Here is a 23,146-nt window from a genome sequence, read left to right as displayed (position 1 = left end):
CCGACACTTATGTGTAGGGGGCTTTTTATTACTGGTTTGGAACTGTGTCAGCTGTGTATAGACTGGCTGGCTAGGTTCTAAATCGGTTAACTTGGCTCTCTAGGTGATGAGCAACCTCGGTTAAGTCGCTCGCTGCACCTGAAATGCTGCTTACCGACTCTTGGTTGCTTTGAGCAATAGTGTTTGCACCTTGCGCGTTTTCACCCAGTGATTTGGTAAGACGATCCTGCTCATCAACCGACACCGCGATTTGGCTGTTGGCTTGGTTCAGATCTTGGATGTGTTGATTAATCACATGTAAGTTCTGAGAAGCTTGCTGCGCCTGCGTTGAAGCGTCTGAAACCGTGCTGTGGCTCTCTTTGATAGACTCTAACGCATCTTTAGCGCCACGTTGTAGTGAGGTGATGAGCTCATCAATCTGGCTAGCAGAGTCTTGGGTACGTTTAGCGAGCGTTCTTACTTCATCGGCTACTACTGCAAATCCGCGACCTTGTTCACCTGCGCGCGCAGCTTCAATAGCCGCATTCAATGCCAACAGGTTGGTCTGCTCAGAAACGCCTTTGATTACTTCAAGAATGGCACCAATGTTCATCGACTCTTTATGTAGGTCGGTCACTTTTTGGCTGCTTACCTGCATGCTTTCATCGGCGCTACCAATTTCATGCAGTGTCTTATCTACTTCTTTCAGTCCCATCGCCACATTCTCGGTGGCTTGGTTGGCAACTTGAGACGCGTGGTTAGCACTTGCCGCAATTTCTGATGTGCTGGAAGCTAATTGATCAACGGCAGAAGAGATATTGATCATTTCACTGTTCAATTGTGTTGCGTTGGTCGAGCTGTTATTTGTCACTTGATTGAGTGACTCCGACATCTCACCAATACGCACGCTAGAACGGTTCACTTGGCCAACAATATCGCGCAGAGATTCAATGGTGATCTCCATATTAGTCAGCAGTTCGCCAATCTCATTTTTGCTCTCAATGTTCACTTCCACATTCAGGTTGCCCTGAGAAAGCTCGTTGGTGATCTGTTTAACCTGTGCAATGCCTTTGGTAATAGAACGAGTCACTAATACGGCGCTCGTCATACCAATAACTAAAGCCACACCCGTCAGCAATATGATGATTTGAATCGAGCGCTTTTCGCTGGCTTGCAGTTCTGGTGTTAATGCTTGTTTCTGTTGTTCTAGAATGCTCTGAGCATCAGCTACCGAAATCGCTAAGCTGTCACCAATAGAGGCGAGGGTAGCGGTTCTTTGAGTGTTCTCCAGCATCTGTTGGTGAACTTGTTCAAAGCCTTTCGCGTACGCTTCCCGTTGGTTAGAGAAATCTTCAATCAATTCACTTTGATAAGGAGATGATTTAAGAGATTCAATATCGCCCTCGATACCTGGCAGAGCATATTCAAAGATGTCTTTACCGGCTTCGTAGGTTTTGAGGTCGTTGTTGTTCGAGTAACTCAGTACAGTGATCTTGGCGGCGAGGAAGTTCTCCATCAACATGCCCGCATATAAGCTCGCGTTTGGATCATTGTTATTGTAAGACTCATACAATAAGCTCTGAGCCGCTTTCAGTGCGTTGGTTTCTCGTGTGACCATCTCCACGTTCACTAACTGGTCAATGAGCAGTTGGCTCTGTTTCATTGATCCATAAGCCGCATTAAAAGCTGCAACGCTGTCTTGCACTAATTGCAGGCTCGACAAGCTACCAGTATTGGTGGTGGTTTGGATTAAGTTGTTCAGCAGTTCATCAATCGCAAGTTTGCTCGATTGATAATTCGCTTCGTATTGATCATCCAATGACTCTAAGTAACGTTCAGAAGCTAAACGCATCTGAAGAAAGTGCACTTGAATGTTGCCTGACAATGTCGCCTTGTGGCTGAGGTCACTGTACTGGCTAAAGCCGTTCGACAAGGTTTGAATACCTTTGTAACTCACAAGGCCTGAAATGACGAAAAAGAGCAAGCAGATGGCATAACCCAGCTTGATCTTGAGCGCTATAGAAAGGTGGCGCATAACTATCCCTATATTTACCTGATTCCTTCATAGGGGAGTATTTCATAAAACAGCATTCTGGGCATGCTAAAGCGAATAGTTTGTGTAATAAGTAACGCTTTTGTTAGAAAAATCGGGTTTTTCGACATGCTTTCAACGAGTTGCGTATTTGAATTCAACCGCCTAACTTAAGGAATTAAGTGCTAACTTCCATGCATAGGATGTGATTTGTCGGTAAAATGGCAGAAAACCAATTTTAGAAATCGACTTCAAAGGTACGCGATGAACCCTTATAAACTTTATCTGGTGACTGACGACCAACAAGATCTAGAAACGCTTAAATTCGTGGTTGAACAAGCGGTTGCTGGTGGCGTCACTATGGTTCAAGTAAGAGAAAAACATGGGGACGTAAGAGCCTTCATTGAACGAGCACAAGCGGTTAAGTCGATTCTGGCTGGCTCAGGTGTTCCGCTGATCATCAATGACCGAGTGGACGTAGCATTGGCTGTCGACGCCGATGGTTTGCATCTGGGTCAATCGGATATGCCTGCAGAGTTAGCACGTAAGCTGATTGGTTCAGACAAGATTCTTGGGTTATCAATTGAAACTGAACAGCAGCTACAACAAGCAGATAGTTTGCCGATCGATTACATTGGTCTCAGTGCGATTTTTGCCACACCGACTAAGACAAACCTCAAGAAACATTGGGGTTATGAAGGCATTCAAATGGCTTTGAAAACAACGAAATTGCCGATTGTTGGTATCGGTGGAATCAACGAATCGAACATTCCGCAGTTGGTTAACACAGGTATTCATGGATTAGCCTTGGTATCAGCGATATGTCACGCAGAAGACCCGAAACAAGCGACCCAAGATTTGTTGTTTTTGATGGGAGAGTGAGTTTGTGGTGGCTAGAAAACAAATGAGACTCGTCATTTGTTTTCTAGTTAGAGCGCATTAAAGCGCTCGATGCAGTAGCCAGTAAAATTTTTGGTCTAACTTACTGAATACACAGAGCAACCGTGCCGATGACCATAAGAACGATCGCAGCGTACCAACCGTATTGTGCTGTTTTATCAGCAACAAACACCTTAATGTAGTTGATCTCTTCATGCGCCATTGCGATGAAGTCCGTGTAGTTAATCGATAACTCACGGCTAGCTTCTTTCAGGTCTTGTTGAAGCTTGTTGAAAGACTCATCGATGAAGCCCTTTGTTTCCGAAGCAGACGGAGTAGCAGTTAACGCAAGGCTATTCCAAACCGCCATACGCGATTCATATTCGCTTTCACTGACACAATTAAGTACGCGTAAATCATACTCTCGTTTGTTACGCTCTTTACCCATTTTCTCAGGGCAAATATTTCTTAAAACGTTCACGACAAATTTTCCAAAAGGTTCATTTAGATATAAAAAAGCACTCAAAGAGCGCTCATAAACTGGGTGCGAATTAATATTCAAAAAGTGATCTATTTGAAACCGATATAAGCAACGGCAAGGCTGAGCGCTTATCTGGGAGATTTGAAGTTGGGTCAGTGGTGTTAAAGAACGATTTGGGTCTGTCTATATTCGTTTGAAAAGACAAACCCGTTGGGATCGCATAGTAGTTATGTCACTTTGGGACATCAACTAGGGTGTTTTATCCACACGACAAAGATATTTATCGGCAAGATAAGCAGAAATGAGGTAGCGGTGGAGAAAGCACCACCGTCATTGACTTAGGATTCCGTTGCTGAAATAGGCTGAACTCAAGAATTGGGGGAGTTTAGTTGGCTTGCCATTGATTGTATTGCAGTGAGTGCCCCTTAAGCTTTTCAATAAGGCTAGTGAGCACTGGGCCATTGATGTGGCTGCGAGACACCAAACAACCCACTGGAGTAATCCAACCACCATGCTCGTGCGAGACAGGTAACGCCACAAGATCACCTTTTTGAATGCCTTCCATCACCATCATTTCGGGCACATTTGCCCAACCTACGTTCTGTTCAACGAGATCAACAATGGTCTTGTGGTTGTTGGCATACCAAAGCATCGAGCTAATACCGTAGGTGAACCACAATTCGCGCTGCTTTGAGCTGCGATGCACACATTGGCGATAACGCTTGAGGTCCGAGTCTTGTACTACGGACATTTGGCTGAGTTCGTGAGTGGCAGAGCTAACGGTTAGGAAACGCGCTTGGCCTAGCAAAAAGAAATCCATATCGACCTTCAGTTCGCCATCCGCATAGATGATGCCAATCTGCGCTTTGCCACGTCTCACTAGATCTTCAACATCGAAGGTAGAAGTGGTGATGATATCGAAGTGCGTGATTGGGAACTGATCGGCCAGTGAGCTGATTATCTTAATGAAATTCTTATCTATGATGCTTTCATCAACCGCAATGATCAGTTCGTGCTCATCTTCTTGGGTCAGCGATTCTACTTTTTGATCGAAGTACTTTTGCTGGTCAAGAATGGACTTAGCCACAGGCAATAACGCTTTACCTTTGCTGGTTAAAACGGGGATGTTTTTCTCTCGGTTAAACAGCTCTTGGTCAATGGCAATTTCGAGGTTGGCTATCGATTGGCTTACCCCAGACTGAGCTCGTTTCAGTTTGCGAGCGGCGGCAGAGAAAGAGCCACTTTCACACACCGTGACGAAGACTTTTAGTTGCTCAAAACTGTACATGTTATCTCTCGCTCAATACAAAATGGGGTACTTATACTTAAGCTATCACTAAACGTGATGGCTGTTAACTTTCTCTTATTGTTTTCGGTGACATAATTTCGGTAAGTCCACCATGTTATAAATTGCTATAGGAATGTATGAGTACGTTAGAGAGAGTTTTCCACTCGGTGTTGTTTGAAGTATTGGCCGTCACACTGTCAATTATAGGTTTAGCGATATTTACTGATCACGATGTGAATGCCTTATCAGGAACCATGATAGTTGTTGCGACTATCGCAATGATTTGGAACTACTGTTTTAACCGTATTTTTGATCGTTATTTCACGGGGGAAAAATCAAAGCGTTCGCTTAAGTTACGTGTTTTTCATGTCGTGCTATTTGAGGCTGGCTTGTTGATAGCGACAATCCCTGTGATGGCATACTTACTTAACGTGGGGTTATGGCAGGCATTTTTGATGGACATCGGCGTGACCATTTTTATTACCATTTACGCGTTTGTGTTTAATCTGATTTATGACCATGTTCGAGCATTCTGGGTACGCAGAGGGGAGCTAGCCGTTCAGTAATCTACCAAGTCAGTAAACACGAGCTTGGCCACTAACCGTTTGTTTATTCGTTATTTTGACGGAGATATTCGGTTAGTAGGCCTAGGTAACCCGGCACTGGTTGGCATTCAAAGTGGCGGTCTCGAATCTTTTCAATCTCTTCCGCTTAATAGTTAGTGTAACCCTATGCACTTATTGTTCGATATGTAATTTGAATTTGTATGTGTCGTAAAATGGTAAATATCTTAATTAAAACTTAGCCATCATAGTCATTCGCCCATCACCAGAGCAAACTATGAACAAGTTAAGTTATGACCGAAAAATGCCGCTATACGTGGTGTCTGCACTTGTCCTCAATATGGCATTTAGCTTGTGGTTGCTGAGTATTGCTTCTACGTCAGCCATGGTTTTTTCGGTGTGTGCGTTGTTTTTACTTAGCACTCTTATTACCGCACGCCTTTATCGACATGAAATGGCTCAAAGCAAGAATAACTTATCGGAAGCGATCATTGATGGTGTCGCAGGTTTTATTGTCCTCGATAGTCAATTGAGGGTCATACAAGTGAATCAACAATTCTCTCGGGTTTCAGGTTATGCCTTTGACCAAGTCGAATCTCGTCCGATTTCTGATCTCTGTTTTATGAATAACAGCAGCCTAATCACGACCATTACTCGCTCACTGAAGGAAAACCAGAGATGGAAAGGTGAGTTGAGTGGCGTCAGTCGACTTGGTGAGCAGTTTACCGTAAACGTTGTGGCGGAAAAGCTAACTGAAATTCTGCCGCACAATAACAAGTACGTGGTGACCTTTACGGATATTAGCCGACGCAAGATATTGGAGCGTCGATTAAGAATGCTGGTGGAAACGGATTCACTGACAGGGTGCTGGAATCGACGCCGCTTTGATAACGACTTAAAACATTATTCTAACCTGGCAGAGCGTTATGGTTACACACATTCCTGTTTTGCGTTAGTGCATGTGTTTTTCCCTGAGCCAAAATCGGCGTTCTCAGGCTTAGCTGCTGCGCCACTCGAAAAGAAACAGCGTTGGTATGCGGCCTTTAAGGCGATGATTATCTCCTATCCTGTGGTGTGTTTTTTCTTTATTTTTCAAATATCTGAAGCTTTACTGACAATGATGTTCATTGCGTTGTTATCGTTGATGATTACGTCAGAGAAGTCGATAAAGTTGAGCGCTTTTCTGGTGATAAGTAACGGTATCGGGGGATTGCTGGCGATTGCTGCTTTTTCAATTCTTTCTATAGTACCCAACATTGTCTTCTATTCTTTGTTTATAGGACTTATTGCCATTCTTATGGCTACCAAGATCTACACGGTTCCCGAAAAAGCACCTATTTTCGCCACTGCATTTAGTACGTTGCTCGTACTGGTTGGTAGCACGTTGATGAGCTCCGGTGACATCGATAGCAACACTCTTATACGCATATTCCAATTAGTGTTAATTGGCATATATATGATTTTGGCTTCTCTATTCCTAGAAACACGGAATTGGAAGTTTCTACAAAATCAGCCTTAATTTTGTCTAACAAGGACGTCTCATGAAGTTAACCGATGATTTTTCAAAACAGGCGATAGACGCTGCCATCAAGATCGCAGCGATTGCCATGCTCGTGTATTGGTGTTTTTCGATTTTGCGCCCATTCATTCTTCTGGTGATATGGGGTGCGATCATTGCGACTGCGTTGTATCCAGTGGCGGTCGCAATTTCAAATAAAACCGGGATGTCGAAAGGTAAAGCCAGTGCATTGCTGAGCTTTATTGGTGTGATTCTTCTATTTATTCCTTTGGCGGCGCTTTCTTCTGGTATCTACACCAGCGCGACTGACCTGATGACAGGGCTTCAAGATGGCACATTGTCGTTGCCTAAACCGAAAGAGTCCTTACAAGATATTCCATTAATAGGGGAAAAGGTTTATTCAACCTTGGTTGCCGCCTCCAACAATATTGAAGGCACTTTCATAAAGTATGCGGATGAACTTAAACAGTTTGCGACGAAAGCGGCTTCTGTTCTTGGCTCGTTAGGTGGCGGCTTTATTCAGTTCATCATCTCTACCATCATTGCGGGTGCATTCATGAGTAATGCCGATAAATGCAAAACCGGCGTGACTCACTTAGTGGCGCGTTTAACGGGCGGTAAAGGTGAAGAGTTGGTAGAGCTCTCTAAATCGACCGTGCGAAGCGTTGTGCAAGGTGTGATTGGTGTGGCTGTGATTCAATCCATGATGTCGGCAATCGGTTTGGTGATTGCAGGCGTTCCTGCGGCTGCGTTTTGGGCGCTAGCTGTGCTGCTCATTGCGATAATCCAACTGCCACCGATTCTTGCTCTATTACCTGCGATCATCTACATGTTCAGCGTTGAATCGACACTGGCGGCGAGCTTGTTCTTAGTGTGGTGTATTTTAGTGAGCGGCAGTGACGCTATCTTGAAGCCAGTACTGCTGAGCCGTGGCTCTCACATTCCAATGTTGGTAATTCTATTGGGTGCGCTGGGCGGAATGGCGATGTCAGGCATCGTCGGTCTGTTTGTCGGTGCTGTGATACTGAGTTTAAGTTATGAGCTGATGATGGCGTGGCTTGGACTTGAAGAGAAAAATCAACAAGAAACTGAGAAAAAACCTGCAGAGGTCGAGGGAAAATAGATGAAGCCAGTCTCTAAAGACGACAACTTCTACTTCTTATTCTATGCGCTGTTGGTGTTGTTTTTTGGTTGCGCGGTGATGCAGCAGTTTTATCCGCAAGGCCAGAAAACAATCCTATTTCTTATCATTATTACGTTGGCGAGTTCAATTGCCGGTATTCATAAAGAGCGAGCCTTGTATCGCTCTTGGTACGGGCTGTTATTGATTACGGCGCTCGTGTCTGGCGTGTTTTCATTTTTGGAAGGCTATAACCTGTCGATAGTGACGCTATCGGCGTTGGCTGTGTTCTTGTTTTCACACATTTACTCGGCGTTGAAGCAGGTGATGAAAGCCAAAACGGTGACACCCAATCACATCATCGGCTCAATCTGTATCTACTTGTTGTTAGGGTTTGCTTGGTCGACCATCTACTTGTTAATTTTAGAGATCTTTCCGAATGCCTTTAACGGGTTAGAAGAGCAAGTCTGGTTAACGAACTTGTTCAATGCGATGTACTTTAGCTTCATCACCTTGACCACAGTTGGTTACGGCGACATATCACCAGCTCTACCTATTGCTCAATTCTTCGTGTTTATGGAATCCATTATCGGCAGTTTTTACTTAGCTATCATGGTGGCGAGTTTGGTGAGTATCCGACTTGCGCAGTCTCAATCTTAAGTGCAATCTTTTTCATTTAAGTACCTGTATAAGTTAGAAGTCTGTTTTGTTGGAACAGGTGTAGTATGGATTTTAATCGATGATCAGTTTTACCATTTAACGCCATATGGATTAATAACTAGGCAAAAGGTAAAGAGTTGGGTGAATTTAACGGCATAGCGAGGTGTAACTGTTCAAGTTACCGAAAAAACGAGGGTAATAGTGGTATGATCGCGGGCTCAGCACCATAAGTGATAAAGAATAGGAAACAGAATGACTCACCTTACCGAACAGCAAGAAGCTGCAATGGCGACGTTTAAAGAAAACTTACACCTTCCAAATGGTGGTTTTCATAAACTGATTATCGAGCTAAGTAAGGAGTATCAGCTGCCTTTCCAAAAGGTGCGTGCGGTTTTAAAGAAAGCTCAAAAAGACGTTGAACGACAAATACGAGAAGACTTTACCAGCGTTGATGACACAGTACTGAGCCAAGCGAATTGGGTAAATATCATTAAGTCGAAGCTTGTTGAGTTAGCGGAAGAAAACCAAACGGTTATGGATAAGCTGCAACAAAATCTGAAGTATCAAAAAGTGTTGTCGGCAACCGAAGGTTCAATCGCAAGCGAAGACGAACGTGACGAGTTGATTGAAGAGTTGATTCAAGCTTATGAGAAAGAGGTGTTCAAACCGTTACTGGCGATGCTGCATACAACGAAGCTGTATTGGAAGTTAATGCTGGTGGATGAGACATGTAAGATGAATGAGGAGAATCGTGAGAAGTTCAGTGATTACCCTCAACACATGCAAGCTGCAGAACACTTATATACTCTTGATCAGAAGTTAAGGTCGATGCCGTTAACTTATTAGTCCATGAATGCACTGATAATGACTCAATGGTGATTTAGAGTTTGATATAAGTTGGTTTCAATAGAAGTACGATAACCTAGCTAGCGTTAGCCGCGTGTGAAATGCAAAAAGGGCTAGGTTTCAGATCTGTTTTACTTCTACTCTATTTTGTTCTGCTAGAGCGAATTGAGGGTGACATCTTTTACATCTTTGGGACTAGATGGTGTTTCTTTTGTAGCCTTTGGGAAATGCTATAGGAGTGTGAAATGTCCTAGGGTGTTTCCGTTGCCTGAAACGATAGTTCCGATGCTTTCTCGTTCATTAAATTCAAAGTCGATGAGATAGCTGTGATGTTGTAGCTTGGGCAATATGTGGCGGTGGAGTATATCGCTATTGAGCTGTCGAATCTCGGTGACCCATGAAATCTCTTCTTTGTGTAAATCTATTTTAATCTTGAGCATTTATTACCTTTTAGTTTATTGACTGTTTTTTCGCGTGATAGTTGGTACCAATGGGTTTGTCGTGTTGTTCTGCGTGACATAACTGTGCCTTGTGTTTATTACATTTGTATTTAAGTGCTCGATCTATTCTGACTTCGCTGACAAAAGAGCAAATGACGATAGATCGGTAGTAGGATCGAATTTAAAAGCTATTGAATGACTATCTGGGTGAAAGCTGACGCAGAGATGGTGTAACGAGGGAATCGAGAACTGTCTATGTGGAACTTGGACTTACTTTAGCATTAACAGCTCTATAGATTAGAGCCAGGTGGCGAACTATACGCCTAGTTTTCAAAATTACAACCCTATTTCAATTAAATTCAAAAATATTTTTGGGTGATTTACCATCGGTTACTGAAGGTTAAATGAGCGAAGGTCAGGGATTTGACCATGATATCTGACTGAGTCTTGGCTTTTCAGCTGTTCGTATTCGTTGTCATTAGTGGGTTTAATTGATCAGCTAATTTGGTGATGATTAAGTCTCTGTTGTATATGATCTTTACATTGTAAATTACAATCCATGATTTTGGGGTTCAGCGTTGTAATTACAGGGTTTTTGGGTGCTTTCCCCATCTGTTTTTTTCTTCAGGTTGATGAGTATTTTCCTCTTCGCGTCTTTTTGATATTTCTGATTCCTAATACCTCTCCTGACTACGCAAAATATGAATACTCACTTTTACGTTTCTGAATAATAAAGTTGTTGTATCGCCAATTTAGTGCAAATATAATTGATAATAGTTCTCACTTGCGTTACAAGTTTGTTGTCAATCCAATGACAGACTTTAAATTATCGTTATTTAGCAGTTGTGTACGCCCCATGCTCGTCTATGAGTAATGTGACTTTCATTGTCATGAGTGGTGGTTTGTATCAATGGCAAAGGAAGAAACATGAAGAAAACAATCAATTCAGTTCGCCAGTTATTGAGCGGGCTTGCCATCGTTCTAGCATCATCATTCATGATGACCGCGCATGCGGAAACCGTCACCATTGAGCATGTGAAAGGCACAGCGCAGTTTACTGAAGTACCACAGCGAGTGGTGGTTCTAGGCCACGGTAGCTTAGACGTGCTCGATAAAATTGGTGTACAGCCAGTTGGCGCGCCTCATAGCTTGCTGCCTGATTACCTAGCTTCGTACAAAGATACGACGGTAAATACAGGCTCTTTAAGCGAACCTGATTTTGAAGCTATCTACATGTTGAAGCCTGACATCATCATCGCGGAAAACCGCATGCTTAAGGTTTACGACAAACTGGCACAAATTGCTCCTACTGTCATGTTTTCTATTGAAGGCGACAAGTACTGGGCTGATGCTCAGCAAAACTGGCGTGTGCTAGGCGACATCTTTGGTAAGCAAGCTGAAGTCGAAGCGATCATTAAAGAGACTCAAGCTTCTATCACAGCGGTAAACGACAAAGTAGCGTCTGACGAAACTTCAGCAATGATGCTAATGAACAACGGCAACAACATTGCGATGTTCAACAAAGGCAGCCGTTTCTCTATCATCTTTGATGACTTTGGTTTCGTGGAATCAAAGAGTGCAACCGTGGCTCCGATTAAAGGAACACACGGCAACCTAATCTCTTTTGAATACATAGCTGATGCAAAACCTGAAGTGCTTTACGTGCTTGACCGCGAAAAAGCGATTGGTAAATCAGAAGGACGCGCACAACAACTGTTTGATAACCCACTGGTTGCGGCAACACCTGCAGCGCAGCACGGCAATATCGTTTACCTTGATTCAAGTGCTTGGTATCTGGCTGGTGGCGGTGTGACGGCGATTCACAGAATGATTAGTGACATTGAACGTACGATTCAATAGTTACTAACCATCAGATTTTCGGGCTTATAAGAGTGTTCTTATAAGCCCTTTTTCACTTTTTTATACGGGCTACCCGAGACCTACCTTTAGTATTATTTCTATGTTGAAACCCATTGCAGCTGCTGTATTTCTTGTTGTGTTATGCGTTGCGTCATTGATGATTGGAGTCGCTGAAATCAGTTTTAGTGACTTCTTCAATGGCAACCAACACGCCAATTCTATTTATATTGTTAGTCGGATTCCTCGACTACTCGCGATCGTGCTTGCCGGAGCGGGATTGAGTGTTTCTGGCTTGATCATGCAGCAAATCGTACAGAACAAGTTTGCCGCGCCTTCGACGATGGGCACCATTGACTGTGCGATGTTGGGTTACATTGTCGGCATTCTAGTGCTAGGCAATGCTGCGCAATGGAGCTACTTAGGCTTTATCTTCGCGTTTGCAGTGTTTGGCACCATGCTATTGGTTCGCTTCCTACAACACCTCAAGTTTAAGAACGCGGTATTGGTGCCTTTGATTGGCATTATGTATGGCAACGTTGTTTCGTCTCTAACAACCTTTATTGCTTATAAGTACGACTTAGTACAAACCATGTCGGCATGGACTATGGCGAACTTTGCGAGCGTGTTGCAGGGCAGCTATGAAATCCTTTATCTCGCGGTGCCTGCTTGTGTATTGGCTTACTATTTCGCGAGCCAGTTCAGTGCGGCGAGCATCGGTGAGAGCTTCGCGAAAAACATCGGTTTGAATTATCAGAAGATCGTCTTCATTGGTGTTGCGTTAGTGGCTATCAGTGCCTCCTCTGTGGTGATGATCGTTGGTGTTATCCCATTCCTTGGCCTTATCGTGCCGAATATCGTGTCGCTGATGATGGGCGATAACATGAAGAAGATTCTGCCTTGGACTGCCTACTGGGGGGTGATCTTGGTGTTGGCTTGTGACCTGCTAGCTCGAATCGTCATCTTCCCTTATGAGATTCCAATCTCGATGGTAATCAGCATCTTTGGTGGCATGATTTTTATTTACCTAATCATGAGAGACAAGTCGAATGCGTGATTCAGTAAAAATTGCGATTCTGGCTATCGCGTCTTTGGGTATGACAGCGCTATTCATCGGGCAGGGGCTGACGTGGGATAACTACGAGTTCTTCTTGTCTCTGCGCCTACCAAAACTGCTGTCGATTGTGTTGGCGGCGGTAGCGATCTCGGCGTCGTCATTGGTTTTCCAAACCATTACTAATAACCGAATTCTAACCCCCTCCATCTTGGGCTTTGACAGCTTGTATATGCTGGTACAAACGGTACTTCTGTTTGTGTTTGGCAGTGCTAGCTTCTGGGTGATTGACTCGATCGCAAACTTTTCGATGTCTGTGACTGTGATGATCTTGTTCTCGTTTGCTCTGTTCCATTTCTACTTTAAGAGCAAGCGAAACAACGTATTCACACTGCTGTTGATTGGTATTGTGTGTGGCAGCGTATTCTCGAGTCTGTCTAGCTTCTTAGCGATGTTGATTGACCCGAACGAGTTCGCGGTGCTGCAGAATGTGATGTTCGCAAGTTTCAATAACGTGAAAGGCGAGTTGGTTTACCTCAGCCTTATTCCTTTGGGTTTGAGCTTGCTTGGCCTTTGGTTGTTGGCGCCTAAGCTTGATGTACTTTGGCTTGGTGTTGATAACGCGACAAGCCTGGGTGTGAACACCAAGCGATTGACTCAGATTACCTTGGTGATTGTGTCAGTGATGGTCGCGGTGTCTACGGCTCTGGTTGGCCCTGTGCTGTTCTTTGGCTTGATCACCGTAAGCTTAGCTCGCCAGATATTCCGATCTTATCAGCATCGTGTGCTTATCATCGCAAGCAGCTTACTAGCGATCGTGCTATTGGTTTCTGGCCAATGGTTTATCGAAAAAGTGATGGCGTTTGAAACCACTGTGAGTGTGATTATTAACTTGGTCGGCGGTTTGTATTTTATGTTCTTGTTGTTACGCACCAGAATTCAGTAAAGGTAGTAAGTAGTGATTAAATTAACAGGTTTAAGTAAGAAGTATGGCAAGTCACTCGTGGTGGATGATGCCAGTGCTATGTTCCCGAAAGGCGAAGTGACTTCTATCATTGGCCCAAATGGTGCGGGTAAAAGTACACTACTTTCAATGGCGAGCCGCTTAACCGACAGTGACGCAGGTGAAGTGGTCATTGGCGATAAGTTACTGGCTGAGTGGGATACCAAAGAGCTAGCTAAGCACCTTGCCGTGTTAAGACAATCAAACAACATCAATATGCGATTTACGATTCGTGAGTTGGTCTGTTTTGGTCGCTTCCCACACTCTCAAGGTCGCTTGAAAGACGAAGATCATAAAATCGTCGATACAGCACTAGAACACCTTGGCATTACTGACATCCAAAATAAATACCTTGATGAGTTGAGTGGGGGTCAGCGTCAAATGGCGTTTATCGCGATGGTTGTGTCGCAAGATACGGATTATGTGTTCTTAGATGAGCCTCTGAATAACCTTGATATTAAACACTCGGTTGAAATCATGCAGACGTTGCGTCGTTTAGCGCATGAGTTCAATAAAGCGGTCGTTATCGTGATTCATGACATCAACTTCGCTTCTTGTTACTCAGATAACATTGTTGCGATGAAGAAAGGCAAAGTGGTTAAGTCGGGTAAGGTTTCGGAAGTGGTTGAAAAATCAGTGATGGAGTCTATCTACGAGATCCCATTTGAGATTCGTGAGTTCGATGGTGTTCGAATCTGTATGTATTATTCTGGTCGTTAGATTACTGAATAACTCGGTTGTTTTGCTTTCTAGCCGTTGAACGAAAAGAGCTCCCATATGAGGAGCTCTTTTTGTTTTCGGATAGTATCTGTGTTGTTAGTGAAATGTTGAAATGCAAAGGTAATTCCCCTTGTATAATAATAACTTAACTGACGTAATATTGACTGGTCGTACTTCTAATAACGCCAGTTTGAAGTCACTCACAGATCTACTCTTCATTTTTGAAAATCAATTGCTTTTTTTTCTACTTAACCTCTGGAAACCGTTCTACACTAGGGTTATAACTGTTTGATTTGTATACGAGGTATCAATGAGTCGGAAACCTATAGTGTTAGTCGTGGATGACACCCCAAGTAACTTGGATGTGTTAACGGCAATACTCAAAGATACTTATCAAGTGAAAGTAGCGATTAACGGCACAATTGGTATCAAGATCGCGAAGATGGTGCCGCAGCCAGACCTTATCCTCCTTGATATCATGATGCCTGACATCGATGGTTACGAGGTGTGCCGCCAACTTAAAGCTCAGCCGAATACGGCTCACATTCCTATCATTTTCGTGACCGCCACAATTGGTCCAGAAGCCGAAGTAAAAGGACTCTCCTTGGGGGCTGTCGATTACCTAACCAAGCCGATAACCCCTGCAATTGCACTCCAGCGTGTGAAAACGCATATCGCACTTTATGACCAACAACGCGCGTTGTTTAGTCAGGTAAAAGAGAAAACTCAAGAGATCAATCTCGGTAAGCTAGAAACACTGAACATACTGGGTAGAGCTGCTGAATTTAAAGACAATGAAACAGGCATGCACGTTAAGCGTATGAGTCACTACTGTGAAGTGCTAGCTAAAGCCTTGGGAATGACTGACGAAGATGCCGAGACGTTGCGTGATGCAGCACCAATGCATGATATTGGCAAGATCGGTATTCCTGATAGCGTATTACTCAAGCCGGGTAAATTGGACGCCGACGAGTGGACAATTATGCAAAAGCATGTCGAATATGGTGTTGATATACTTGGTAGGCAGAGTGATTCCAAACTGATGCGTATGGCTATTCAGGTGGCGCAATATCATCACGAAAAATGGGATGGCAGTGGTTATCCAAACCAGATAGCTGGTGAAGGTATCCCATTGGTTGGAAGAATTGCGGCTGTTGCTGATGTGTTTGATGCCCTGACCGCAGAGCGCCCTTATAAAAAAGCTTGGAGTATTGATGAGGCGCTGAACTTGTTTGAAGAACAGAAAGGCAAACATTTTGATCCAACTATCGTTGATGTGTTTTTTCTGAAGTTACCTGAGATTCTAGCAATTAAAGAGAAATTTAGAGATGAGTGATGGCTTGATGTTGTCGCTAAATCGTTTGGTTGTTTTTCTGGTCATTACACTTGTAGTGTGGTCGCTGCTAATGCGATCTACGAATGCTGCTGAGGTAACAGATACTGAGTTAAATCAGTGGTTGGGAAACCAACCAACGGTAACTTTTGTTGTCTTGGCCAACCATTATCCTTACTCATTCATCGATGATGATGGGCAGGTTTCTGGGATCATCAAAGATTGGACATTAGATCTTGAACAGCGTTTTGGTGTTCATGTTCGGTTTGTCACAGTTAACTCGCGTGTCGAGGCTAAAGCCGCGTTAGTCGACGGGCGAGGCGATGTATTTCCATTCCAACAGTTCGACCCAAGTGAAGGTGGCCGTTTTCTTGCGAGTGCTCCCTATATTCCTTATCAGGTCGCAGTGATTGTTCCCATCGACAACAAACTCGATGGAAACCTAGATCAAAATAATAAACGCCGTATTGCGATGGTTAATGAAAATATCGATTTGGAGCGAGCTGGTGTCAAATTGAGTTCTATTGAGCGAGTGGATTTTGATAACGTTATTGATGCAGTACGTGCGTTAGGGGCCGGGGATGTCGAAGGCATGGTCGGTGAACCTATCACCACTATGGATCTTGCGGAAAAGATTGGCGTTCATGATTTAGCGGTAAATTATGTTCTGGAGCATTGGAAAAGGTTTGAAGCATCAATGGTGATTCGAACCGATGAACCAGAACTGCTGACGCTAATCAACAAACAGATTGAAACCTTCGACGTTGATAACAAGAACCAGATTTTATCGAAGTGGCTAGACAGTTCCCCCTATCGAGTGCCGCTAAAAGGCGTGTTTGGCTTTGGTAACCCTCCGTATATTTACCCAGACAGCACCGCAGTCGGGCTAGAGCACGACATTCTTCAGCGTGCACTGAATGACATGGGATATAAACTAGGTGACGTTGTCACACTTCCACCTAGCGCCGCTAAAAAAGCCATCGATAACAATAATTCTATAGCCTTTGTTTCTGGTGTTCAGTTTGATGATCCTAATGCGCACTTTTTAAGTGATAACGTTCTTAATATTGAGTTTGTTCCTGTTTCACTAACTCGCCGCAAACTCCAACTTCAATCCCAAAAAGACCTATCATTAGGGGCGTTATTGTTCGACGAAACATCCTCAATTAAAAACTCTGTTGAAGTTCTGAAGAGTAAGTTAGACATTGATCGTGTTGAAGATTACGAAGATCTTGAGTCAGCATTCTCGCAGTTGAGGGCTCAAAATGTTGACCTGCTAATGGTTGAACGAAGAGTGCTAGAGTGGTTTATCACCAATACTCGTTTTATTGAAATGGCAGAGCTAACGCTACATGACGAGTATAAAGTTGAGTATCCGATCTATGTGGACTTTAAGAGTGAAGAAATCAGAGATAGCTTCAATGCCGCAATTAAAAGGCTTAAACAGGAGGATGACGGCTTAAACCAAATTATCGAGATGCAGGTTCAGAGTGATTTAAGCCTAGTCCTTAAAAAAGCGAATATTATCGCGCAAATATCTGCGTATTTTATCGTCAACGACCGCTTTGAAGAGTTGACGGACGTGTTTGAAATTTTCGACACGGACAGTTCTTTTCAGGTGATCACCGCACAAGCGGATAACAATAGTCGCCCGATCAAATCTTGGTACATAGGCAACCTAGTTGATCAATATGGAGAGAAGAAAAATACCTCTCACTTTTCATCAGTCACCAAGGTGGCGAATTATAGGACCAAGGGAGGGAGTATCAACTCTGGTTCGATGACTTTCTACTTTGATGTTAATTCGTTAGTACGGAACCATGTTTATTTTCCATCTGTCGAACAATTTAGTTCATTCGGAGATGCGGCGAAACGCTATATTACGGATGTTTATCAAGCGAGTAACTTGACTGGAGAGATCCTAAATCTAAGCCAAAAAGAGAGTGCGTGGATTAAAGATAATCCGGATGTACGTATAGGTATCGATCCGAATTCGTTACCTTATGAAGCGGTATCCAATACCGGTGAATACATCGGGATGATTGATGATTATCTAACGCTGATTGAACAAAAAACAGGGCTAAGTATTCAGCATGTTGATGTGGCGAATTGGTCTGAGACCCGAAGCTTGGTTGATCATCATGAAGTGGAACTGGTCTCAGCAGCTCAAGAGAATCGTTCGTTAGGAGATAACGTCAAAGCAGCTAAAAGCTTGTTTTCAAGTCGTTTGGCCATTGCATCGAGAAGAGACGTTAGTAGCTTGGTACTTGAAGAAGCTAATGGTTGGAAAATCGGTATATTGAAGAATGCGGCAAATACTAACGCGATTTTAGATAAGTACCCGAACGTTGAGTGGGTAGAGGTAGAATCCACGGCCGATGGGCTCAACCGATTGGATGATAAAACCTTAGACGGCATGGTCGACACTGTTGATGTCCTCAATTACCTCATTGATTCATTTGGTCATCGAGGGGTTGGTATCATCGGCCGGTTAGACTTCTTCCTGTCGCCAACTCTGCATGTCATCAAATCTGAACCTTTGCTTTATTCGATTGTGAATAAGGCGATTGAGAGTATTTCTGCTGAAGAACATCAAAAGATATCGGCGAAGTGGGCGGCGCCCAAAGCGATAGAAAGAGTTGATTATCAATTGGTTTACACTATTTCGGTTTTTTCTCTGGTGATCCTTCTTCTTATTATTTTCTGGAATCGTAAATTAGCGAAGCAGATCAGTATTGCTAAGGAAGCGACCGAAGCTCTGGAAAAGGCGCAGAACCAACTCTACAACATGCTAAATAGCTCTCCAATTGCAGCTAGTGTGGTATTTGAAGAAGAGGTTCGTTACGCGAACGATACGGCAAAACGTTTGTTTGGCGTGGAAGATCAGGCGTTGTCTTCTATCGACGTTGCCGCTATCCATGACTCGCTGAGCGTTCGTGATGGCGTGCATGAAGAGCTCGACCTTAACGGTAAAGTTGAAAATAGGGAGTTAGTACTCAGAAAGTCTGATGGAACCCGATTTGTTGCTTTGGTCAGTTACTATCTTTTTGAGATTGATGGTGAAGTCGCCACACTATTTTGGGCATTCGATATTTCAGAAATGAAGCGCCTAAACGAGCAATTGGAAGAAGAAAAACAGAGAGCCGATTTGGCGAGCCAAGCTAAATCGGAATTCTTAGCCAATATGAGCCATGAGATAAGAACCCCAATGAACGCCATTATTGGCTTGTCTTATCTGGCTATTGGCGAAATATCTAATCCTGTCGCTCGAAATTACATTGAGAAAGTGCACCGTTCTGGCCATTCGTTACTCGGTATCATCAATGACATCCTTGATTTCTCAAAGATAGAAGCTGGACAACTTGTTATTGATAACGTCCCGTTTGATCCCGTAACGACCTTTAAAGATGTGATTGAACTAATGGAGTCGAAAGCAGCTGAGAAACAACTCAATTTGTCGATGGTCATCGACCCAGAGTTAGACACGCCACTACAAGGCGATCCATTGAGGTTGTTCCAAGTCATACTCAACCTTGTGGGCAACGCGATTAAGTTTACGGAACAAGGCAGCGTAGTATTAACGGTGGAGCATGTTGACTCGAACGACAGCAGCCTAACCATGAGAGTGAGTGTGATGGATACCGGGATAGGCATTTCGGATGAGAACCGTCACAAGCTGTTTGAAGCCTTTAGCCAAGCGGATACCACAACGACACGTCGGTTTGGCGGTACAGGGCTTGGGCTCAACATTAGCCAGAAATTAGTTCATGCGATGGGCAGTCAAATTACGGTAGAGAGTGTTTACGGGCAAGGCAGTGAGTTCTCCTTTGTACTGACATTGCCACGCTCAAGCTCGGATGCGTTAGCCGACTTCAAAGCTCAAGAGTTGCAACTGGATTATCAGATAGAGTTCAAAGGGCAAAGAGTGTTATTGGTTGAAGACAATGAGCTGAACCAAGATCTCGCCTTAGCATTTTTCAGTCGCTCTAAATTAAATGCCGATCTTGCTGAAAACGGAAAGGAAGCGCTGGAGTTAGCTAAAAACAACGACTACGAAATAATCTTCATGGATCTTCAAATGCCGATTATGGACGGCTTTGAAGCTACCCGTTTGATTCGTGAATTCGATATAGATGTACCGATTATTGCAATGTCAGCCAATGTTTTTGATGATGCGAAACAACGAGCGAGGGCGTCGGGCATCACGGACTTCTTGGATAAGCCTATTGTTATTGATAAAGCGATGTCTTTGATTACTCGATACATTGTTCCTGAGGTCTTAGTTGAAGGTCGAGCGCCATCAGACACCTCTTCAGATGCGATCCAGACAGGTGATTCTGGTGAGAGTGCGGAATTGCACTCCGATCCCCAAATTGAGCCGCCTGTTTTCTCTCAGTCGAGGTTTGAGCAACTGACTTATCATGATGTGAAGCTGCAAGCCAAAATGCTTGATAGGTTCTGCCAAGGATCGCCAGACATTATGTCGGATGCTTTTGATAACTTAGTACAAGGCGACTGGGAGACGTTAGAGCGTAATCTACATACCTTAAAAAGCATGGCAGCTTCGATTGGTGGATTGCGATTGGCAGAGTTACTCAGTGATTTAGAAAGCAAAGCGCATAACAAGGCGTGTGATGAAGCAGATCTTAAGCAAGGCGAACTTGGGTTAATCGAACTGATTAAAGCAGTTGAGATCAGCTTTGATGTGTCTGGTGTTGGGGGATTCAATACGACAAGTACTGAAGAAGCCGATGTGAGTCTTGCTGATACCTCTGACTCACCGAGCATCACGTCAGAACAGCATGCTCAGTTGCTATCACTGCTGGATGCGTATGATAACGATGCAACTCAATATGTGACTGAGTTACTGGCACAGTATCCACATTCTGTTGTTCTCAAAGATGTTCGAAGTGCGTTAGATAATTATGACTTTGAACGAGCAAAAGAGGGGCTTGGCGCTTCTGAGTAGTTGTCTTTTATAAATATCACTTCAACATTAAAGCCTTTAGCTCTTATAGCGAAATACCGAGCTAGCTAAAGGCTTTAAATCTATCTATACCGAACTAACGACTCACGTTCTGTTTGATTAGCTCAACAACCGTATCGTATCGGTGCGGCAGTTTTCGGTTTCGTTTTTGAACCAGATACAGCGTTTCCTCTACTTCTACCTTTGGCGGCACAACGTGTAGCTTGTCTCTATCTGGGAAGTGTTCAACCGCGCCAGCCGGTAACACGGTAAAACCTAATCCTTTTGATACGGGTAGCAAGATCTGGTGAAGCTGATTGATGTAGCCAGATCTTGGTATCTCATTAACGTTGATGTTCGCTAAGTCTTTATCTCCGCAAAGGTCGAAATACAAAGACAGATAGTGTGCAGAATCTGGGTGGGCAATCAGGCCAATGTCATTCAATACTTGCGGCGTTATCTCTAAATCAGCAAGGCTGTGGTGAACAATAAGACACAGTGCTTCTTTGCCGATGACTTGGCTTTGGTAGTAGCTGTCGTTCGGGGAATGCCTAACAATGCCGATATCGGTAGTGCCTTCGCTTAGGTCATTCAATATCTTTTTGTTTGGAGCGGCTTCTAAGTTAATGCTGAGCTCTTGGTGTTGCTGTTGAAGTTCAAGAAGCTTGGGATACAGACGCAAAGAGAGTGAGCCAGAGCAAGACAAGTGACATTGCCCAGCATAAGGGTTATCAAAACTCAGAGACTCAAAAAGATCTTCTTGGTCTTTCTCTAGTTTGATCGCATAGCGATACATAATCCGACCCTGTTCGGTCAGTTCGAAGCTCTTGTTTTCTCGAGATAGCAGGTCACAATTACAAGCTTGTTCAAGCTTCTTGATGTGTTGGCTGACTCCAGGTTGTGTCATATACAACTTTTCTGCCGTTTGGGTGAAATGGCCAACTTCAACCAGAGTCTTAAACGTATTGAGCCAAAGTGGATTAATCATACTCACCTTCAAATACTAAAGCCTATAAATAACAGAAAATTATTATTATCTTAAGTAATGATAATTTCAACTCTAGCGTCTTAAGTAACGCTAATCAAAGTCATGTGGTGGTAGCACTTTATATTGGTCTATTGGTCGCTTTGTAGAGTTGCTATGAGTAACAAAGTGTTGCGACTTTGTTGAATTTTTGGTCTATTGACCAACTGTGCTCATATTTAGGAACGAAGATGAATAGAAATGTTTGGCTGCTCTCACTGTGTCAGGCCTTGTTGATGACGGGTAACATATTACTGATCTCTGTGATTGGTTTGATCGGTAAGCAGATTGCACCCAGTGTCAGCATGATCACCTTGCCGGTTGCACTGCAGTTTTTGGGTCTAATGGCAGCCACTATTCCAGCATCTTTAATTTCAGGCAAGTTAGGGAGAAAGCGAGGATTTAGCATTGGTAATGTGGTTGGCATTACAGGAGCTAGTCTTGCCACCTACGCACTGTCTCAGCAAAATTTCTATCTGTTTTGTTTCGCTACGTTCTTACTTGGGATAGGCATAGGTTTTGGCACGCTTTATCGTTTTGCTGCAATCGAGGTGTGTGATGAAAATGCACGTCATCGAGCGATCTCTATCTCGATGGCTGGTGGCGTTTTAGCCGCGGTATTAGGGCCAAATTTGGCGATTATGTCGCAACAGTGGTCGCAAGATGGCTTGTACATTGGTGCTTTTGCTTCTTTGATTGGATTGAACATTCTTGCGTTACTCATCTTACAAACAATTCAGTTTCCAAAAGTCTCTTTTAATAGTCAGGCACCTAAATCCGATCCTCTCAGTGTGATAGTAAAAGCGCCTAACTTTATTGGCGCAGTGTTTGCTGCCATGGTCGCTTATGCGGTGATGAATATCCTGATGACAGCAACGCCATTGGCAATGATTGGTTGTGGCTTTGACTTTACCAAAGCAGCGGGCGTCATTGAGTGGCACGTATTGGGGATGTTTGTTCCTGCATTCTTTACTGGTTCACTTATCGAGAAGTTTGGCTCAAGAATGATGATCTTAGCGGGTGGGGTGCTGTTCGTTGTCTGTATCGCGATTAACATTCATGGCGAATCTATCTGGCACTTCAGAGCGGCTCTAGTTGTGCTTGGTGTCGGTTGGAACTTTATGTTTATCGCGGCAACAGGTTTGTTTAGTCAGTCCTACCAATCGCAGAATAAAGCTAAGGCACAAGCGTTTAATGAATTTATTGTCTTTGGCTGTGTGACGATTACCGCCATGCTCTCTGGCTGGCTAGAATCGACAGCAGGGTGGCAGAACCTCAATATCTACGTATTACCATTCGTGTTAGCTGTTATCTTGCTGTTCGCATTCAGTGCTCGTAAATCGCGTATTCAAAAGCAGCCTGTGTAATGGCTCATCGAATGG

17 protein-coding genes and 2 pseudogenes are annotated in these 23,146 nt (G+C 43.7%); 14 read left to right on the top strand and 5 right to left on the bottom strand.

Annotated elements, in window-relative coordinates:
• Positions 1–70 precede the first annotated feature (70 nt).
• On the bottom strand, positions 71–2,014 hold the full coding sequence (locus AB6E51_RS19070; protein WP_372058142.1) for a methyl-accepting chemotaxis protein: 1,944 nt from the start codon (positions 2,012–2,014) through the stop codon (positions 71–73).
• 261 nt (positions 2,015–2,275) lie between these two features.
• Here AB6E51_RS19070 and thiE point away from each other — a divergent pair, with 261 nt between their 5' ends.
• Entirely contained in the window at positions 2,276–2,893 is a 618-nt protein-coding gene (thiE, locus tag AB6E51_RS19065) for a thiamine phosphate synthase (RefSeq protein WP_171733114.1), read from the top strand.
• Positions 2,894–2,993: 100 nt separating this feature from the next.
• Here thiE and AB6E51_RS19060 read toward each other — a convergent pair whose 3' ends face one another.
• Positions 2,994–3,338 carry a hypothetical protein gene (locus AB6E51_RS19060; RefSeq protein ID WP_017064409.1) on the bottom strand — a complete coding sequence of 115 codons (345 nt, stop codon included), beginning with the start codon at positions 3,336–3,338 and terminating at the stop codon, positions 2,994–2,996.
• A gap of 418 nt (positions 3,339–3,756) precedes the next feature.
• Positions 3,757–4,659 (bottom strand): LysR family transcriptional regulator, encoded by a 903-nt coding sequence (locus AB6E51_RS19055; protein WP_050648153.1) that lies wholly within the window; start codon positions 4,657–4,659, stop codon positions 3,757–3,759.
• A 137-nt stretch (positions 4,660–4,796) separates the two neighbouring features.
• Here AB6E51_RS19055 and AB6E51_RS19050 point away from each other — a divergent pair, with 137 nt between their 5' ends.
• From AB6E51_RS19050 to AB6E51_RS19025, 6 genes and pseudogenes are all read left to right on the top strand, one after another.
• Positions 4,797–5,225: a PACE efflux transporter gene (locus AB6E51_RS19050; RefSeq protein ID WP_017066716.1), complete on the top strand. Its 429-nt coding sequence runs from the start codon at positions 4,797–4,799 to the stop codon at positions 5,223–5,225.
• A 274-nt stretch (positions 5,226–5,499) separates the two neighbouring features.
• Positions 5,500–6,180: pseudogene (locus AB6E51_RS19045) on the top strand (PAS domain-containing protein); the annotation flags it as partial.
• Positions 6,169–6,741, top strand: a pseudogene (locus tag AB6E51_RS19040) (hypothetical protein); the annotation flags it as partial. The pseudogenes AB6E51_RS19045 and AB6E51_RS19040, both read left to right, overlap by 12 nt.
• 22 nt (positions 6,742–6,763) lie before the next feature.
• The gene (locus tag AB6E51_RS19035; protein ID WP_136974477.1) at positions 6,764–7,864 is read left to right on the top strand and encodes an AI-2E family transporter; all 1,101 of its coding nucleotides are present in this window, start codon (positions 6,764–6,766) and stop codon (positions 7,862–7,864) included.
• On the top strand, positions 7,865–8,521 hold the full coding sequence (locus AB6E51_RS19030; RefSeq protein ID WP_372058141.1) for a potassium channel family protein: 657 nt from the start codon (positions 7,865–7,867) through the stop codon (positions 8,519–8,521). It begins immediately after the preceding gene.
• Between the two features lie 252 nt (positions 8,522–8,773).
• The gene (locus tag AB6E51_RS19025; protein ID WP_050648160.1) at positions 8,774–9,367 is read left to right on the top strand and encodes a hypothetical protein; all 594 of its coding nucleotides are present in this window, start codon (positions 8,774–8,776) and stop codon (positions 9,365–9,367) included.
• A 230-nt stretch (positions 9,368–9,597) separates the two neighbouring features.
• Here AB6E51_RS19025 and AB6E51_RS19020 read toward each other — a convergent pair whose 3' ends face one another.
• Positions 9,598–9,807: a hypothetical protein gene (locus tag AB6E51_RS19020; RefSeq protein ID WP_004731601.1), complete on the bottom strand. Its 210-nt coding sequence runs from the start codon at positions 9,805–9,807 to the stop codon at positions 9,598–9,600.
• Between the two features lie 927 nt (positions 9,808–10,734).
• Here AB6E51_RS19020 and AB6E51_RS19015 point away from each other — a divergent pair.
• From AB6E51_RS19015 to AB6E51_RS18990, 6 genes are all read left to right on the top strand, one after another.
• Positions 10,735–11,667, top strand: coding sequence for a siderophore ABC transporter substrate-binding protein (locus AB6E51_RS19015; RefSeq protein WP_372058140.1), 933 nt, complete (start codon positions 10,735–10,737; stop codon positions 11,665–11,667).
• A gap of 100 nt (positions 11,668–11,767) precedes the next feature.
• Positions 11,768–12,721 carry an ABC transporter permease gene (locus AB6E51_RS19010; RefSeq protein ID WP_017061896.1) on the top strand — a complete coding sequence of 318 codons (954 nt, stop codon included), beginning with the start codon at positions 11,768–11,770 and terminating at the stop codon, positions 12,719–12,721.
• On the top strand, positions 12,714–13,664 hold the full coding sequence (locus tag AB6E51_RS19005; protein WP_372058139.1) for an iron chelate uptake ABC transporter family permease subunit: 951 nt from the start codon (positions 12,714–12,716) through the stop codon (positions 13,662–13,664). The genes AB6E51_RS19010 and AB6E51_RS19005 overlap by 8 nt, the downstream gene beginning before the upstream one ends.
• A gap of 12 nt (positions 13,665–13,676) precedes the next feature.
• Complete coding sequence (locus AB6E51_RS19000) at positions 13,677–14,441, top strand: ABC transporter ATP-binding protein (RefSeq protein ID WP_372058138.1); 765 nt, start codon at positions 13,677–13,679, stop codon at positions 14,439–14,441.
• Positions 14,442–14,751: 310 nt separating this feature from the next.
• A complete protein-coding gene (locus AB6E51_RS18995; RefSeq protein WP_029235511.1) occupies positions 14,752–15,777 on the top strand; it encodes an HD-GYP domain-containing protein in 1,026 nt (341 codons plus the stop codon).
• A gap of 70 nt (positions 15,778–15,847) precedes the next feature.
• On the top strand, positions 15,848–20,743 hold the full coding sequence (locus AB6E51_RS18990; RefSeq protein ID WP_372058137.1) for an ATP-binding protein: 4,896 nt from the start codon (positions 15,848–15,850) through the stop codon (positions 20,741–20,743).
• Positions 20,744–20,837: 94 nt separating this feature from the next.
• On the opposite strand, the gene AB6E51_RS18985 is transcribed toward AB6E51_RS18990, so the two are convergent.
• A complete protein-coding gene (locus AB6E51_RS18985; protein ID WP_017061891.1) occupies positions 20,838–21,728 on the bottom strand; it encodes a LysR family transcriptional regulator in 891 nt (296 codons plus the stop codon).
• A gap of 227 nt (positions 21,729–21,955) precedes the next feature.
• On the opposite strand from AB6E51_RS18985, the gene AB6E51_RS18980 reads away from it, so the two are divergent.
• Entirely contained in the window at positions 21,956–23,131 is a 1,176-nt protein-coding gene (locus tag AB6E51_RS18980; protein WP_017064421.1) for an MFS transporter, read from the top strand.
• The last annotated feature ends 15 nt before the right edge of the window (positions 23,132–23,146 follow it).

Origin of the sequence: Vibrio sp. 10N.247.311.47 (genome assembly GCF_041467535.1) — a bacterium.
In the GTDB taxonomy this organism is placed as follows: Bacteria; Pseudomonadota; Gammaproteobacteria; order Enterobacterales; family Vibrionaceae; genus Vibrio; species Vibrio crassostreae_C.
This window is presented reverse-complemented; position numbering and strand designations above follow the sequence as displayed.